Raw genomic sequence first — 16,557 nt, 5'->3', positions numbered from 1 at the left:
CCGTCCGGCTCTTGCCACGTGTGCGCAGTCCCAAGGCCCCTCGAGGGCCTTTTTTGTTGCCCGCAAGTTCCCGTACCCATCAACGTCCTGCAAGCCGGACGTCCAGCGAACCATAAGGCCGCGCGATGAACGACATGACGATCGACACCGGTATCCGCAAGATGACGGGTGCCCAGATGGTGGTTCAGGCCATGAAGGATCATGGCGTCGAGCATCTCTTCGGATATCCCGGCGGCGCGGTTCTGCCGATCTACGACGCGCTGTTCCTGCAGGACGACGTCAAGCATATCCTCGTCCGTCACGAGCAGGGCGCCGGTCACGCCGCCGAAGGCTATGCGCGCTCCACCGGCAAGCCCGGCGTCATGCTGGTGACTTCGGGGCCCGGTGCGACCAATGCCGTCACGCCGCTCCAGGACGCGCTGATGGATTCGATCCCGCTCGTCTGCATCACCGGGCAGGTTCCCACCACGCTGATCGGCTCGGATGCCTTCCAGGAGTGCGACACCGTCGGCATCACACGTCCCTGCACCAAGCATAACTGGCTGGTGAAGAGCGTCGAGGATCTGGCGGAGATTCTGCACGAGGCGTTCCATGTCGCGACCTCGGGCCGCCCCGGTCCGGTCGTCGTGGACATCCCGAAGGACGTCCAGTTCGCAACCGGCACCTATACGCCGCCGAGCCAGTCCCGTGCGACCCAACGCTATCAGCCGCGTCTCGACGCCGAGGCAGGGCGGATTCGCGCCGCAGTCGAGTTGATGCGTTCGGCCCGTCGGCCGATCCTTTATACGGGCGGCGGCGTCATCAATTCCGGTCCCGAGGCCTCTCGGCTGCTGCGCCAGCTCGTCGAGATGACCGGCTTTCCGATCACTTCGACGCTCATGGGCCTCGGCGCCTATCCGGCCTCGGGCGAGCGCTGGATGGGCATGCTCGGCATGCACGGCACGTTCGAGGCGAATATGGCGATGCACGAGTGCGACGTCATGATCTGCGTTGGTGCCCGCTTCGACGACCGCATCACCGGTCGTCTCGATGCCTTCTCGCCGAACTCGAAGAAGATCCACATCGACATCGATCCTTCGTCGATCAACAAGAACGTCCGTGTCGATCTGCCGATCATCGGCGACGTCGCGCATGTTCTGGAAGCGATGGTGTCGGCCTGGCGCGAGGGTGGTCCGCAGGAGGCCGGGCGTCTCGACGAGTGGAACGCTCAGATCCAGGTCTGGCGCGCTCGCAACTCCCTGGCCTTCCGCCAGGAGGGCGATGTCATCCTTCCGCAGCACGCGGTGAAGCGGCTCTATGAGCTGACCAAGGATCGCAAGACCTTCATCACGACCGAGGTCGGTCAGCATCAGATGTGGGCCGCGCAGTTCTATGGTTTCGAGGAGCCGAACCGCTGGATGACCTCTGGCGGTCTCGGGACGATGGGCTACGGCCTGCCGGCGGCGCTGGGGGTTCAGATCGCCCATCCCGACGCTCTCGTCATCGACATTGCCGGCGACGCCTCGGTGCAGATGACGATGCAGGAGATGTCGGCCGCCGTTCAGTACGGCGCGCCGATCAAGATCTTCATCCTGAACAACCAGTACATGGGCATGGTGCGCCAGTGGCAGCAGCTGCTCCACGGAAACCGGCTCTCCAACAGTTACTCCGAAGCGCTGCCGGACTTCGTGAAGCTGGCCGAGGCCTATGGCGGCATCGGACTGCGTGTCGAGAAGGCCGGGGACCTGGACGCCGGCATTCGCGAGATGATTTCGGTCGACCGTCCGGTCATCTTCGACTGCTGCGTCCAGAACCTCGCCAACTGCTTCCCGATGATCCCGAGCGGGAAGGCGCACAACGAGATGCTGCTGCCCGACGAGGCGAGCGACGATGCGGTCGCCAACGCCATCGACGCGAAGGGTAAGGCGCTGGTCTAGCGCGACGGCGGGGAGGGGCTCATACCGGCCCTTCCCGTCCCGATTGGTCCCCTTCCGCTTATCGAAAGCCTGTCCGATGAACCTACCCGTCCAGCCGCCTGCCTCCGCCTACTTCATCACCGACGAGAAGCCGCCGATCGAGACGCGCACGCTGTCTGTCATCGTCGACAACGAGCCGGGCGTTCTTGCCCGGGTGATCGGCCTCTTCTCGGGCCGTGGCTACAATATCGAGAGCCTGACGGTTTCCGAGACCGATCACAACAAGCACCTTTCGCGCATCACCGTCGTGACCAAGGGCGCGCCGAGCGTCATTCAGCAGGTGAAGAGCCAACTCGACCGGATCGTGCCGGTGCATCAGGTGCTCGACCTGACCAAGGCGGCAGCCGGGCAGGGCGAGGACGGCCCGATCGAGCGCGAGCTTGCGCTCGTGAAGGTCGCGGGGGCGGGCGACGACCGCGTCGAGGCGCTGCGCCTTGCCGATGTCTTCCGCGCGAAGGTCGTCGACTCCACGACCGATCACTTCGTCTTCGAGATCACCGGCAAGACGTCGAAGATCGAGAAGTTCATCCAGATCATGGCGCCGCTCGGGCTCGTCGAGGTCTGCCGCACGGGCGTCGCAGCCATGAGCCGCGGACGCGAGGCCATGTTCGCAGGCTGACGCGAACGCTCGGTGCCGCGCGCTCTTAGGACGGATGACACCGTCGCCGACCTCCTTCCTTCTTTCACGCCGTGAGGCACCGCCCATGTCGGCCGACGTCTTCGCCGCTCTTCTCGCCTATGCCTTCGTCACGTCGGTGACGCCGGGGCCGAACAACATGATGCTGATGGCGTCGGGCGTGAACTTCGGTTTCCGGCGTACGATCCCGCACATGCTGGGCATCGCTGTTGGCTTCTTCGTGCTGCTTCTCGCAGTCGGTTTCGGCTTGGGCGCCCTCCTGCATTCGATACCGGCACTTCAGACGGTAATGAGGATCGCGAGCGTCGCGTACATGCTGTGGCTGGCGTGGAAGATTGCGACGGCGAAGCCGGCAGGCGAGACCGAGACCACGGGTCGCCCGATGACCTTTCTGCAGGCCGCAACCTTCCAATGGGTCAATCCGAAGGCTTGGGCGATGGGGCTCGTCGCGATGGGCGCTTATACGGACGCGCAGAGCCCCGTTCTGTCTGTGCTGCTGGTGGGCGCGGCCTTCGTCCTCGTCAACTTCCCGTCGGTCTCCATCTGGGCTGGCTTCGGTACGGCGCTGCGCGGCGTTCTCTCCGATCCCGGCCGGCTGCGCATCTTTAATCTCGTGATGGCGCTTCTTCTCGTCGCGACGCTCTGGCCCATGCTGCGCTGAGCCTCTTGTCGCCGGGACGCAATTCTGCGACGCCCGGACCATGAAATTTTCCCCGCAGCAGGACGAGGCCCTGGTTCGAGTCGCCGAATGGCTCGACCGGGGGGACCAGCCGATCTTCCGGCTTTTCGGCTATGCCGGAACCGGCAAGACGACGCTGGCACGTCATTTCGCCGAAGGTATCGACGGCGCCGTCCAGTTCGCCGCCTTCACCGGCAAGGCGGCTCAGGTGCTGCGCTCGAAGGGCGCGAAAAGCGCCAAGACGCTTCATTCCCTGATCTATCGCCCGCGGGGCGAGGATACGGTGGCCGACGAGGAAACGGGCTCGTCGCGCGTTTCGCCGACCTTCTCGCTCAATCGCCAGAGCCCGGTCGCGAAGGCGAAGCTCGTCGTCGTCGATGAATGTTCGATGGTCGACGAGGCCCTTGGGCGCGACCTGATGAGCTTCGGAACGCCCATCCTAGTCCTCGGCGATCCCGGCCAGCTTCCACCGGTGTCGGGAGGCGGCTTCTTCACGGAAGCCGAGCCCGACTTCCTGCTGACTGAAATCCACCGCCAGGCGCGTGACAACCCGATCATCGAACTCGCACTCGCGGTCCGCGAGGGGCGCGACATTCCGCTCGGGGAGTACGGGACCTCGAAGGTCATCAGTCGCCGCGAGGTCGACCGGGACGAGGTTCTTGCGGCCGATCAGGTGCTTGTCGGAACGAACCGCACGCGGCGCCTCTACAATGCCCGTCTTCGTGAGCTGAAAGGGTTCACCGGCGCGCTGCCGCAGGCTGGCGACAAGCTGGTCTGCCTGCGCAACGATCCGACCAAAGGCCTGCTGAACGGCTCGCTCTGGCAGGTGATGACCGCTTCGCCCGAGAAGACGAAGCCCGGCACGAACCTCATCGTGAAGCCCGATGACGACGATATCGACAAGGGCGCCGCCAAGATCAAGCTCCTGAAGCGCGCCTTCGAGGAGCCGGATGCCGAGATCGCATGGGCCGAGAAGAAGCGCTATGACGACTTCGACTACGGCTACGCCCTGACCGTTCACAAGTCGCAGGGCTCGCAGTGGGACGATGTCATGCTGTTCGACGAGAGTTGGGCCTTCCGCGACTCGCGCGAGCGGTGGCTTTACACTGCGGTTACCCGCGCCGCCGAACGCCTGACGATCGTTCGCTGAGGCTTGCGCGGCGAAACCAACTCGTCTAAGGCGAACCGTAACGTACGGTACGCAAGGGGCGAGGGCGAATGTCGGAAGGGGAGCTGAGCGATCGCCAGCGCGCCGTGCTCGACGCGGCGCTATCGCTACTCGTCGAGCGGGGCGACAAGCTGACGATGACGGCGGTTGCGCGAGAAGCGAGCTGCTCCAAGGAAACCCTCTACAAGTGGTTTGGCGACCGGGACGGCCTGCTCGCCGCGACCGTCCGCCATCAGGCCTCGCGTATTCGCGGGCTCGCCATCGACGATGGTCATCTCGACCGAGAGTCGCTTCGCAGCGGACTTGAGCGTTTTGCCCTCGACTGGCTCCAGGTCATTACGGGCCCAACGTCGATCGCACTCAACAGACTGGCCGTTGGACAGGCAGGGACGAGCAGCAACGACCTTGGGCTCATCGTTCTGCGCAACGGGCCGGACGGTCTTCGCAAGCGCCTGACGCCTCTTCTTCTCGGCGCACGGGATGAAGGGCTGCTCGCCTTCGAGGACCCGGAGGAGGCCTTCGGCACGTTCTTCGGGCTGGTCGTCGGCGACGTGCAACTTCGCATGCTCCTTGGAGACCCGCAGCCGGTCGGCGCACGCGACTTGGCGCATCATGCGGCCACGGCCGCCCAGCAGTTTCTCACCCTCTACGGAACGGCTCGACCGGAACGATCCGGCAGCCCAGCAGGAAGGACATGACCCATGCGCGTTTATTATGACCGCGATGCCGATCTGAACCTCATCAAAGGTCGCAAGGTCGCGATCGTTGGCTACGGCAGCCAGGGCCGTGCCCATGCGCTGAACCTGAAGGACTCGGGTGCGCAGAACGTGGCGATCGCCCTGAAGGCCGGCTCGCTGACGCGGGCCAAGGCGGAAGCTGACGGCTTCAAGGTCATGAACGTCGCCGAGGCGGCGGCCTGGGCCGATCTCCTGATGATGGCGACGCCGGACGAGCTTCAGGCCGACATCTACAAGGCCGATATCGAGAACAACCTGCGCGACGGTGCGGCGATCGCTTTCGCTCACGGCCTCAACGTGCACTTCGGGTTGATCGAGCCCAAGAAGAGCGTCGACGTCGTCATGATCGCGCCCAAGGGTCCGGGCCACACGGTTCGCGGCGAATACCAGAAGGGCGGTGGTGTGCCCTGCCTCGTGGCGGTTCATCAGGACGCCTCCGGCAATGCTCTCGATCTCGCTCTGTCCTATGCCTGCGGCGTCGGCGGCGGACGCTCCGGCATCATCGAGACGAACTTCAAGGAAGAGTGCGAGACCGACCTTTTCGGTGAGCAAGTCGTTCTTTGCGGCGGCCTCGTCGAGCTGATCCGCGCTGGCTTCGAGACCCTGGTCGAAGGCGGTTATGCGCCCGAGATGGCCTATTTCGAGTGCCTGCACGAAGTGAAACTCATCGTCGACCTCATCTACGAGGGCGGCATCGCGAACATGAACTACTCGATCTCGAACACCGCGGAATGGGGCGAGTACGTCACGGGTCCGCGTATCATCACCGACGAGACCAAGGCCGAGATGCGCCGCGTCCTGAAGGACATTCAGACCGGCAAGTTCACGTCCGACTGGATGCAGGAATACCGTTCGGGCGCCGCTCGCTTCAAGGGCATTCGCCGCGTCAACGATTCCCACCAGATCGAAGAGGTCGGCGAGAAGCTTCGCGGCATGATGCCCTGGATCGGCAAGAACAAGCTGGTCGATAAGGCTCGCAACTAATCGACCCCATAGGATGCTGGAGGCGCCGAAAGGCGCCTTCAGTTTTTCATGACCGAACGAAAGAACTGATTCAGGATTTCTCAAATCATCGACCCGATGATTGCATCATCCGATCACCGGAAAGATGCAGATCATGGCAGCCACCGCTGAAACCGCAGGGAACGAGCGCCGCATTGCGCCCCGCACGCGAACGCTGAAGCGCGGCAAGATCCTCTCGAACAATCGTTTTTCGACCTACGACTGCATCGTCCGCAACATCTCGGCGACCGGAGCGCTGTTGACGATCGATGCGGCGGTACCGCTTCCGAAGGAATTCGAGATCCGAATCGGCGAGGACGATGCGATCCGCCCAGCCAAGCTGGTCTACCGCCGCGAACTCTTCGCCGGTATTCATTTCCTCGACACGATGGACGACGAAGGCCGGCTCGAGATCACGCCGACTTCCGCCAGCGAAGCGATTTCGGGCCTTCTGCGCTGGCCCGTGGAGCCGCTGCCGCACTCCATCACATCCCATGTGCCGTGGCGATTCTAAGCATCTGCAATCGAGCCGAAAAGAATCGCCGTGGGAGCTTTTATCGGCTGGACAAGGCACAGCCATATCCCTATAAACCGCTTCGTCAGCGCCGGTTGGTTTCCACCGCCTGACCGGCGGGTGATTAGCTCAGTTGGTAGAGCAGCTGACTCTTAATCAGCGGGTCGTAGGTTCGAACCCTACATCACCCACCAAATATCTCTCTCCACCATGCACTACGGAACGCCACGGTCAGAATGGCGTAGCCTGCTCCTCTGAGCGGAAATCATATCGACGCTCCTGTGCCCAAGGCCCATCGAGATATCGCCAGAGAAGCAGGCTTTGCGCTGTCGCAGTGAAGGGTTCGAACTCGTCATTCAGCCGTTCGAACAGCGAGCGTGCCACCGGCGCGGCGACCTTGTTCTGGATGGTGACGTGCGGCGTGAAGCGCTGCGTATCCTGCGCACCAAGTTCCGCGATCCAACGTCGTGCAAGTTCTGCTCGTAGTTCGATGAGGCGAGGGGCCTCAACGACGTAGGCGGATCCATATCCCAGGAAGCGTAAGCCGGTGATGCGGGCTTCGAAGGGCGGCGTGTCACGCGTCACCTCTTCGAGATCGCTGGCGAACGCCTCGAGGCGCTCTCCCGGCAGCTTGTGAAACAAGGTCAGGTGAGCCGGGATCAGATTTCGCTTCGCCGGGAAGTGAGCGCGACGCATGCCGTCAAAACGCTGGAAACCCCCAGCATCGAAGCCGAGCGTCAGAATGAAGACAGCATCGTCGCTCGGCTGCCTCATGGAAGCGACCTCGTCTTACTGACCCGATCGCACCGTCAGGTTCAGGACCTGCGGCAAGGTCTGCGGAGCTCCCATCGCCGCGCCCAGGATCTGCGTCGCCGGAATAGGGGCGGCTGGTTCGATCGCGATTCGTATGGAGCGGGGATTGCTCAAGAAGTCGTTGATCGCTTCGGACACCTGTGCCTGGAACGCCGGATTCTGCAGGTAGGCGAGCCCAAGCGGTATCGTGGCCTTGAGTGATTGGACAAACTGATCGCGCGGCTGATTGTTCTGCTTCGCATAATAATCGAGGACCCGGTTCGTCAGCGACTGGTCCTCGAAGGAGATCGTGGCGGACTGCAGGTAGAGCTGCGAGATAAGGCCGATCACCGCCATGCCGGCGTTCTCGTTCTGACCGTTCGAAGCCTGCAACTGCTGCGAAACCTGAGACAGCGACTGGATGAAGCTCGGCGTATAGCCGGTGATCGTATAGGCGAGCTCGAGCTGGCCGGCCTGCTCAACCGCGATCTTGAGATCGTCCAGAGACAGCGCGCCCGTCTGCGGCTTCCACGATCCTGCACCCTGCAGCGAACCGCTGAGTTGCGGATAGCCGAGCTCACTCATGACTTGCGCAAGGCCGGGATTGCCGGTGGCCGTCGTGTCGAACGTGAAGCGGCCGAGCTTGACGGTCGAGGCGAGACCGTCACCGTCGCTGGGCTGTGTGACAACGCCGAGATCGCTCAAGGCAACCACGTTGCGTCCTCCCTTCTCGACCGCGACGGAACCGACCGTCGAGCGTTCAAGAAAAAGCGGCGAGAGAACCGCGGTATTGGCGGTATCGGGCCGGATCGTCAGGCCCTCGAGGAGCGCGCCCGTGACGTTCGTCGTCACGTCCTCGTTCGTCTGGGAGATGTCGTTGAGCTGCAACCGCTCGACGCGCCAGCCTTCGCTGTTGGACCCGGAGACGTTCTGAAACCGAAGCGTGCCGAGGACGTAGGGCGTCGCGCCGCCTTCACTGGGCGACACGCGGGCGTCGTTGACGACCACGTCGTCTCCCTCTGTCGCCACCGTTCCGAACTCGAGACGAGTGGAGGGCGCCATGGCGGACTTCAACCGGTCGGCGAAGGCCTCACCATCCACGGCGAAGGCCGAGCTCGATCCGGCGAGCAGGACGACGAGCGCCGCGAGCGCCGAACGGGAACGGATTGACGACATGAGCGGGGCGGTCCTTCTCTCGGAGCCGAAGCGCGGCGGAAGACCGGGCTCGGGCAAGTCGCTGCTATTATGGGAAACTGGGCTCTCGAGGGAAGGCGTTCGCACCGTGCTGCCCGACACCTTTCCGTGGTAACGACAGGCCTGGAGCGGCTCGAATGTTCTCCACTTGTTCCTGTTTCCATGATGTTCTATCGCTGACGACATGACGAAGATTTCCGACCCGCCGAACGGTGGCGACATCGAGCCGATCGACCTGCGAACGGCTTTGGAGGAGCGCTATCTCGCCTATGCGCTCTCCACGATCATGGGGCGCGCGCTGCCGGACGTCCGTGACGGGTTGAAGCCTGTTCATCGGCGCATCGTTCACGCGATGCGCGTGCTGAAGCTCGATCCGGGCCAAGGCTACAAGAAATGCGCCCGCATCGTCGGCGACGTCATGGGCAAGTTCCACCCACATGGCGACGCCTCGATCTACGACGCGCTGGTGCGGCTCGCGCAGGACTTCGCGATCCGGTATCCGATCGTCGACGGGCAGGGGAACTTCGGCAATATCGACGGGGATAGCGCTGCGGCCATGCGCTACACCGAAGCGCGCATGACCGACGTCGCGACGCTGCTTCTGCGCGGCATCGACGAAAACGCGATCGATTTCCGTCCGACCTACAACGAAGAGGACCAAGAGCCGACGGTCCTCCCGGGCGCCTTCCCGAACCTGCTCGCCAACGGGGCTTCGGGGATCGCGGTCGGCATGGCGACCTCGATTCCTCCCCACAATGCAGCCGAGCTCTGCGATGCGGCGCTGAAGCTGATCGCCGAGCCGGATGCCGATCTCGATGCGCTCCTTCGCTTCGTGCAGGGACCCGACTTCCCGACCGGCGGCGTCGTCGTGGACTCGCGCTCCGTCATTCGCGAAGCCTACGCGACGGGCAAGGGTTCGTTCCGCGTGCGCGCCAAGTGGGAGAAGGAGGACCAGGGACGGGGCGGCTACGTCGTCGTCGTCACGGAAATTCCCTACCAGGTTCAGAAGTCTCGCCTGATCGAGAAGATCGCCGACCTCCTCGTCGCACGGCGTCTACCGCTTCTGGCCGACATTCGCGACGAGTCCGCCGAGGACGTGCGAATCGTCCTGGAGCCGAAGTCCCGGACGGTCGATCCCGGCATCCTGATGGAGTCGCTGTTCAGGCTGACCGACCTCGAAGCGCGTATCCCGCTCAACATGAACGTCCTGTCGGGCGGGCGCGTGCCGAAGGTGCTGTCGCTGAAGGAGGTCCTCAGCGAATGGCTTGCGCACCAGCGAGAGGTGCTTGTGCGCCGCTCGCAGTTCCGCCTCGACCAGATCGAGCGTCGGCTCGAGATACTCGCCGGCTATCTGATCGCATTCCTCAACCTTGATGAGGTGATTCGTATCATCCGCGAGGAGGACGAGCCGAAGCAGGTCATGATGCGGGTCTTCGAGCTGACGGACATGCAAGCCGAGGCCATCCTCAACATGCGCCTGCGCTCGCTCCGCAAGCTCGAGGAATTCGAGTTGCGCCGCGAGTTCGACGCACTGACGGCGGAGCGCGCCGAGAAGCAGGCGCTTCTTGGCTCGGTCGAGATGCAGTGGGAGCGGGTTGCCGCCGAGGTGCGGGAGGTTCGGGAAGCCTTCTCGAAAAAGACGCGGCTCGGGCGGCGTCGAACGAATTTCGCGGACGCGCCCGGCCACACGGCGGACGATATCGCGGAGGCGCTGATCGAAAAGGAACCGATCACGGTCGTCCTCTCCCAGCGCGGGTTTCTGCGGGCGCTGAAGGGACATGTCGCCGACCTGTCGGGTCTTTCGTTCCGCGACGGCGATCAGCTCAAGCTCAGTTTCCATGCGCTGACGACCGACAAGCTCGTATTCCTGTCGACCGACGGCCGGGCCTACACGCTCAACGCCGACAAGCTGCCAGGCGGTCGCGGGCAGGGCGACCCGATCCGATTGGCGATCGACCTAGAGGACAGCCAGGACCTCGTCTACGGCTTCGTCCCCGATACAGCGTCGAAGCGTTTGATCGCCTCGACCGACGGCAACGGCTTCGTCATCAACGAGGGCGAGCTGGTGTCCGGCATGCGGAAAGGGAAGCAGGTTCTCAATCTGACGGGGCCCGCGCGCCTGACCGTGGCCGAGCGAATCCACGGCGACACGGTCGCGGTGATCGGCGAGAACCGCAAGCTTGCCGTCTTCCCGCTGATCCAGGTTCCGGAAATGACACGCGGCAAGGGCGTCCGGCTGCAGCGCTACAAGGACGGCGGCTTGGCCGATCTCAAAACCTTCCGCCTTGCCGACGGTCTGACGTGGACGGACACGGCCGGACGCGTCTTCAACCGCAGCGAGGCCGAATTGCGCGACTGGTACGGAGACAGGGCGCAGGCCGGGCGTCTGGTTCCCAAGGGCTTCCCGAAGAGCGGGCGGTTCACTTGAGGGAGAGAGCGGTCTCCGCGACGAGCGCCGCCTCCGGGTCGAAGCGCTCCCAGCCGCGCGCCATGAGGTGCTCCTGCGGCTGGAAGCGGATCTTGTAGTCCATCTTGCGCGAACCGCGCACCCAATAGCCGAGATAGAGGTAAGGGAGACCCATCTCGCGGGCGCGACGGATGTGATCGAGGATCATGAACGTGCCGAGGCCGCGTTGCTGTTCGGACGGTTCGAAGTACGAGTAGACCATCGACAGTCCGTCCCCCATGACGTCGGTCAGTGCAACGGCCATGAGATCGCCGTCCGAGCGGCCCGTGATGCGGGAATCGGGGCCCTTCCGTCGGTATTGGATGACACGCGTGTCGACTTGGCTGTCCTCGACCATCATCGCGTAGTCGAGAACCGACATTTCCGACATGCCGCCGCGCGTATGGCGCGCTTCCAAATAGCGTCGGAAGAGCGCGTATTGCTCCGACGACGGCTCCGCCTCGCCCATGCGTCCGATCAGATCGGAGTTGGTCGAGACCGCCCGGCGCATCGATTTGGTCGGCGTGAACTCGTCCACGAGAATGCGCACCGAGATGCAGGCCCGACAACGCTCGCAAGCCGGCCTGTAGGCGATGTTCTGGCTCCGGCGAAACCCGCCTTGGGTCAGGAGGTCCAGAAGATCAGGGGCGCGGGCACCGATCAGATGCGTGAAGACCTTCCGCTCCAATTGCCCCGGAAGATAGGGGCAGGCGGAAGGCGACGTAAGGAAGAACTGCGGCGTCTGCGGGTGAGCAGTCATGGAGGAGAATGGCCTTCCGGAGGCCCCGATACGATAACCGAACCCCCGCGCCCAGTGTGGCGCGGGGCGGGGCGTTTGGGAAGAAGCGAAACCGTCCGCGTCGGGCTGCCGCAGCCCGAACGTCACGGCGCGCGGCGAACGACGACGGTTCCCAGAAGCAAATCCTGGAGAAGCTGCTTGCGCGGCGTGAACAGACCGAGCAGGAGGATGAAGCCACCCGTCGCGACGTTGCCGACCCAGAACAGAATCGTGTGCGCGACCGCGAGAGCGGGGTCGACACGGCCACCGTCGTTGCGTTCCAACCGGATGCCGGCGATACGCATGCCCGGCGTTGCCTGTGCCTCACCGCCGAGCGTGAAGGCCACGTAGGGGATCGCTACCAGCGGGAGTAGGAACCCGTACAGCATCCATCCAAGCCCGAGCGTCAGAAGGCCGAGCACGGTCACGAGCACGAAGGCCGGAATGCACAGGATGAGAACCAGCGCGTAATCGAACAGAAAGCCGACAACGCGCCGGGTGCGCACGCCACGGTAGGCCGCGGGCTGATCGAGCCATCCCGTCTGCCGCGCGCGAAGCGTATCCGTTGCCATCATGCTCGGCACCCTTTCATCTCCCAGTTTCTGGCCTGAGATATGTGTGTGCCCGAGCAACTCCGCAATGACGCGCGGTCAGCGAAGGAGGGTCGCGACGCGGGGCGAGAAGTAAGACAGGATGCCGGCGGCCCCGGCACGTTTGAAGGCGCGCAGGGATTCCATCATCGCGCGATCCCCGTCGATCCAGCCATTCTGTGCGGCTGCCATGATGACCGAATACTCACCGGACGTCTGGTAGGCGAAGGTCGGCATCGCGAACTCGTCGACAAGCCGAGTCAGGATGTCGAGGTATGGCATGCCGGGCTTGACCATGATCATGTCGGCGCCCTCGGCGATGTCCTGCCGCGCCTCGCGCAGGGCCTCATCCGTGTTGCCCATGTCCATCTGGTAGGTCCGCTTGTCGCCCTTCAGCGCGCCCGAAGAACCGACCGCGTCTCGGAACGGACCGTAATAGGCGGATGCGTATTTCGCCGCGTAGGACATGATCATCGTGTCGCGGAAACCAGCGCCGTCCAGTGCGGAGCGGATGCAAGCGACGCGGCCGTCCATCATGTCGGATGGGCCCAGAATGTCACATCCGGCCTCTGCCTGGACCAGCGCCTGGCGGCACAAAAGCTCAACCGTCTCGTCGTTGAGAATGCGTCCGTCCTTCACGAGACCGTCGTGGCCGTGGCTTGTGTAGGGATCGAGCGCGACGTCGCACAGAACGCCGATCTCCGGCACGGCCGCCTTGATGGCGCGCACCGCGCGGCAGACCAAGTTGCTGGGATCGAGCGCCTGACTTCCCGTCTCGTCGCGCTGCGCCGTTTGCGTGAACGGAAAGAGGGCGACGACCGGAATTCCAAGATCATAGGCTTCGCGTGCGGCTTCGGCGCATCCGTTCACCGATCGCCGAAAAACGCCCGGCATCGAGGCGACGGGTTCGGGCTCGCCGTCGCCGTCCCGCACGAAGATCGGCCAGATCAGATCGTTGGTGGTGACGTCGGTCTCCCGCACCAGACGCCGAATCCAGTCGCTTTGGCGAAGACGGCGCAACCGTGTTCCCCCGGTCGCGCGATCGATGGCCGCGGAAAGGGGCGGGGTTTCGCGTGGCGACATAGATGGACTCCGAGGCATGCGTATCGAACGCACAGAGCTCGGCGTTCGTCAGGTGGGGACAGAGGGGCCGCGATGGACGTGGCGCGTTGACGTATCCCGGACCTAATCCTAGCGTTCGCCCGCGACAAGTCTGAACCACGTCGCAAGCGCAGAGCCAAGCTGGAATGAGCGGCATGATCGGGCGACACAATCTGTTCGAGCGCCCAGCGTTGGCTCTCTCGTGAAGAATGACGCGACACGTCAGGATCGTGACATATCGCTTAACCGCATGCTTCGTGGCCTCGTCTGTCGCGTGGCATCGTTAGCCTTGTTCACGATGGGCATCCTCTATTGGACCCGACTAGTCGGCGTCTTCGACGGAGACCTCTGGCGCTTCGACACCATGCCGGTTTGGTGGAAGATCGCGGCACCGGTTCTCGCCGTGCTCTATCCCGTCGCCGGCGTCGGCCTCTGGATGGTCGCCTCATGGGGCGTCGTGATCTGGACGCTCGTGTTCCTGATCGAAAGCATCATGCACCTCGGCTTCTCCCACCTCTTCGGCCCGGAAGCGCTCGTCGTCGGCCTCCACGCCTTCGGCCTCGCCCTTCTCCTGATGCTGAGGATCGTGTCCTTCGTTGAGCAACGGCGAAGATGAATCGCTGCATCCGTCCCTACAGATCAAATGCGTTGGGTTTCGAAGGGATTTCATTAATCGCGTTTCAGCATCTCGCGGCCGAGCAAATCGTTTACTTTGAGTTTTAAAGCGAATTAGACGCGTTCGGGTTAGCTTCGTGATCAAGACGGGACCGAGTGAGAGTTCCGGAACCGACAGCGGAGCCGAAGACGTGAGCCATCTCCAGCCCAAGCGCGATACGCCCGAGACGACCAGCGACAAGGTCGAACTGAAGAGCTTGTATCTCGAGACCCTTCAGTTGGTGGAGCGACTTCACCGGCGACTTCTCGACGTCATCAAGGACGAGTTCGACCGGGCAGGGCGTACCGACATCAATGCGGTGCAGGCACTCCTGCTCTTCAACATCGGCAACTCGGTCCTGACGGCAGGCGAGCTGCGCACGCGCGGCTTCTACCTGGGGTCGAACGTATCCTATAACCTCAAGAAGCTTGTCGAACTCGGCTTCATCGACCACCAGCGCTCGCGTGTCGATCGCCGGGCGGTTCGCGTGTCGCTGACCAAGGCCGGGCTACAGGTCGCCGATATCGTCGCGGTGCTCTACGATCGACATATCGGCTCGATCGACAAGGTGGGCGGTCTCGACGAAGGCGAGTTCCAGAAGATGAACAAGTCGCTGCAGCGTCTCGATCGCTTCTGGAACGACTCGATCATGTACCGTCTCTGACGTCACCCACCTCGGACGGCAGCGTTTCTCCAGTCCGCCGCCGAACCCGAAACCCCGTGACCGCTCGCCCGCGGTCGCGGGGTTTTTGCAACAGGTCGCGGCGCGGTTGCGCGCAAATCCGCGCAAACTCTTGCGAATCCACGCTTTCGCCTCATTCGGGTGGCCTGCCTTCCGGCCTGAAGACGTGGATCAGGGGCGGCGTTTGGCGTTGTCGTTTGATTTACCACGACCGGCTTATGTTGCGCCGCAAGCGACCTGACATCGACCGTCGAGGAATGAACATGACCAAGGGCACCCGAGACCGTAGCCTACCGGCGCTTTCCCGTCGGCAGTTCGTCGCGGGCGCTGCCGGCCTTCTGGGCGCGGGCGCCTTCGCAGGTGCGGCGCGCGCCCAGTCGGCGATCGAGGGCGTTTTGACGGCGCCCAATCGTGGTGGGTGGACCGACCAGTTCGACACGCGCGCCGCCAGCGTGCGCAACGTGGCCTCCTATCAGCCCGTCTTCTCGCCCAGCACGCTGTCGGCCATGCAGCAGGCTGTCGGCAGCTACAACCAGATCGCGATGAGCGGCGGCTGGCCGCAGGTTCCGGAGGCCGGCAAGCTCCAGATCGGGGCTCAGAACCAGGCGGTCTCCCTCCTTCGCCAGCGTTTGGCCGCATCCGGCGACCTCGACCGCTCGGCCGGCAACTCGATGTCCTTCGACACCTATGTCGATGCCGCCGTGAAGCGCTTCCAGGCACGGCATGGTCTACCGGCCGACGGTACGGTCGGCGAGTACACCTACAAGGCGTTGAACGTCCCCGCCGACGTCCGTCTCATGCAACTCCAGACCAACATCCAGCGCCTTTCGGCCATTCAACCGGACCCGGGTCGCTTCGTGATGGTCAATATTCCCGCCGCGTCGATCGAGGCGGTCGAGAACGGGCGTGTCGTCCAGCGGCACACGGCGGTGGTCGGCAAGATCGATCGTCAGACACCGATCCTCGATTCGAAGATCACCAACCTGAACCTCAATCCCTACTGGCATGCACCGGCATCGATCGTCCGCAAGGACATCATCCCGCTGATGCAGAAGGATCCGACCTACCTCACGCGCAACGACATCATCATCTATGCGCCGGATGGAAGCGTCATTCCGCCGGAGACGATCAACTGGCAGACCGACGAGGCGGTGAAGTACCTCTTCCGGCAGAATCCGGGCCGCATGAACGCGATGTCCTCGGTGAAGATCAACTTCCCGAACCCCTACGCCGTGTACATGCACGACACGCCACAGCAGAGCGTCTTCTCGCAGCTCATGCGTTTCGAGTCGTCGGGCTGCGTTCGCGTCCAGAACGTCCGCGACCTGATCGTCTGGCTCGCCCGCGACACGCCGGGCTGGGACCGTTCCGCCATCGAGCGAACCATCTCGGCGCGAACGCGGCAGGACGTGAACCTCACCAACCCCGTGCCGCTGCATTTCACGTACCTGACGGCGTGGGCGACCGATCCGACGGTCGTGCAGTTCCGTGACGACATCTATCGCCGCGATGGAGCCGAACAGCTCGCCATGTCGGATGCGCAGCCGACCGCCTACGCGGCCGGTGAGCAGGCCTCCGCCGATCTTCCTTACTGACGACGGCTATCCTCCGTCCGGAAGCGGTTGGC

16 protein-coding genes and 1 tRNA gene are annotated in these 16,557 nt (G+C 63.6%); 12 read left to right on the top strand and 5 right to left on the bottom strand.

What is annotated here, in order from left to right; all coding sequences use genetic code 11:
* The first annotated feature begins 134 nt into the window (after positions 1 to 134).
* From AUL35_RS00865 to AUL35_RS00830, 8 genes are all read left to right on the top strand, one after another.
* A complete protein-coding gene (locus AUL35_RS00865) occupies positions 135 to 1,916 on the top strand; it encodes an acetolactate synthase 3 large subunit (RefSeq protein WP_374754473.1) in 1,782 nt (593 codons plus the stop codon).
* A gap of 76 nt (positions 1,917 to 1,992) precedes the next feature.
* On the top strand, positions 1,993 to 2,574 hold the full coding sequence (ilvN, locus tag AUL35_RS00860) for an acetolactate synthase small subunit (protein ID WP_062011068.1): 582 nt from the start codon (positions 1,993 to 1,995) through the stop codon (positions 2,572 to 2,574).
* 85 nt (positions 2,575 to 2,659) lie between these two features.
* The gene (locus tag AUL35_RS00855) at positions 2,660 to 3,253 is read left to right on the top strand and encodes a LysE family translocator (protein ID WP_062011067.1); all 594 of its coding nucleotides are present in this window, start codon (positions 2,660 to 2,662) and stop codon (positions 3,251 to 3,253) included.
* A 40-nt stretch (positions 3,254 to 3,293) separates the two neighbouring features.
* Positions 3,294 to 4,421 (top strand): ATP-dependent RecD-like DNA helicase, encoded by a 1,128-nt coding sequence (locus AUL35_RS00850; protein ID WP_062011065.1) that lies wholly within the window; start codon positions 3,294 to 3,296, stop codon positions 4,419 to 4,421.
* Positions 4,422 to 4,525: 104 nt separating this feature from the next.
* Positions 4,526 to 5,137 (top strand): TetR/AcrR family transcriptional regulator, encoded by a 612-nt coding sequence (locus tag AUL35_RS00845; protein WP_374754471.1) that lies wholly within the window; start codon positions 4,526 to 4,528, stop codon positions 5,135 to 5,137.
* 3 nt (positions 5,138 to 5,140) lie between these two features.
* Positions 5,141 to 6,160: a ketol-acid reductoisomerase gene (gene ilvC, locus AUL35_RS00840; RefSeq protein ID WP_062011061.1), complete on the top strand. Its 1,020-nt coding sequence runs from the start codon at positions 5,141 to 5,143 to the stop codon at positions 6,158 to 6,160.
* Between the two features lie 133 nt (positions 6,161 to 6,293).
* Positions 6,294 to 6,692: a PilZ domain-containing protein gene (locus tag AUL35_RS00835; RefSeq protein ID WP_192847011.1), complete on the top strand. Its 399-nt coding sequence runs from the start codon at positions 6,294 to 6,296 to the stop codon at positions 6,690 to 6,692.
* Between the two features lie 118 nt (positions 6,693 to 6,810).
* Positions 6,811 to 6,886, top strand: a tRNA-Lys gene (locus AUL35_RS00830).
* Positions 6,887 to 6,923: 37 nt separating this feature from the next.
* Here AUL35_RS00830 and AUL35_RS00825 read toward each other — a convergent pair.
* Both AUL35_RS00825 and AUL35_RS00820 read right to left on the bottom strand, forming a co-directional pair.
* Entirely contained in the window at positions 6,924 to 7,466 is a 543-nt protein-coding gene (locus tag AUL35_RS00825; protein ID WP_062011057.1) for a 2'-5' RNA ligase family protein, read from the bottom strand.
* Positions 7,467 to 7,481: 15 nt separating this feature from the next.
* Positions 7,482 to 8,660: a hypothetical protein gene (locus AUL35_RS00820; protein ID WP_062011055.1), complete on the bottom strand. Its 1,179-nt coding sequence runs from the start codon at positions 8,658 to 8,660 to the stop codon at positions 7,482 to 7,484.
* A gap of 202 nt (positions 8,661 to 8,862) precedes the next feature.
* On the opposite strand from AUL35_RS00820, the gene parC reads away from it, so the two are divergent.
* Entirely contained in the window at positions 8,863 to 11,106 is a 2,244-nt protein-coding gene (parC, locus tag AUL35_RS00815; protein ID WP_062011053.1) for a DNA topoisomerase IV subunit A, read from the top strand.
* On the opposite strand, the gene AUL35_RS00810 is transcribed toward parC, so the two are convergent.
* The 3 genes from AUL35_RS00810 to hemB form a co-directional block, all read right to left on the bottom strand.
* Positions 11,099 to 11,884, bottom strand: coding sequence for an arginyltransferase (locus AUL35_RS00810; protein WP_062011051.1), 786 nt, complete (start codon positions 11,882 to 11,884; stop codon positions 11,099 to 11,101). The genes parC and AUL35_RS00810 overlap by 8 nt on opposite strands.
* A gap of 122 nt (positions 11,885 to 12,006) precedes the next feature.
* On the bottom strand, positions 12,007 to 12,477 hold the full coding sequence (locus AUL35_RS00805; protein WP_244493624.1) for an RDD family protein: 471 nt from the start codon (positions 12,475 to 12,477) through the stop codon (positions 12,007 to 12,009).
* A gap of 75 nt (positions 12,478 to 12,552) precedes the next feature.
* Positions 12,553 to 13,575: a porphobilinogen synthase gene (hemB, locus tag AUL35_RS00800; RefSeq protein WP_156417775.1), complete on the bottom strand. Its 1,023-nt coding sequence runs from the start codon at positions 13,573 to 13,575 to the stop codon at positions 12,553 to 12,555.
* Positions 13,576 to 13,867: 292 nt separating this feature from the next.
* Here hemB and AUL35_RS00795 point away from each other — a divergent pair, with 292 nt between their 5' ends.
* The 3 genes from AUL35_RS00795 (at position 13,868) to AUL35_RS00785 (ending at position 16,525) form a co-directional block, all read left to right on the top strand.
* Entirely contained in the window at positions 13,868 to 14,209 is a 342-nt protein-coding gene (locus AUL35_RS00795; RefSeq protein ID WP_244493623.1) for a DUF6163 family protein, read from the top strand.
* A gap of 190 nt (positions 14,210 to 14,399) precedes the next feature.
* Positions 14,400 to 14,912: a transcriptional regulator LdtR gene (gene ldtR, locus AUL35_RS00790; RefSeq protein ID WP_062011046.1), complete on the top strand. Its 513-nt coding sequence runs from the start codon at positions 14,400 to 14,402 to the stop codon at positions 14,910 to 14,912.
* A 281-nt stretch (positions 14,913 to 15,193) separates the two neighbouring features.
* A complete protein-coding gene (locus AUL35_RS00785; protein WP_062011435.1) occupies positions 15,194 to 16,525 on the top strand; it encodes a murein L,D-transpeptidase in 1,332 nt (443 codons plus the stop codon).
* Positions 16,526 to 16,557: the final 32 nt, after the last annotated feature.

Source organism: Aureimonas sp. AU4, from assembly GCF_001463765.1.
Lineage (GTDB): Bacteria > Pseudomonadota > Alphaproteobacteria > Rhizobiales > Rhizobiaceae > Aureimonas.
The sequence above is the reverse complement of the archived record's forward strand: the minus strand, read 5'-3'. Positions and strand labels throughout refer to the sequence as shown.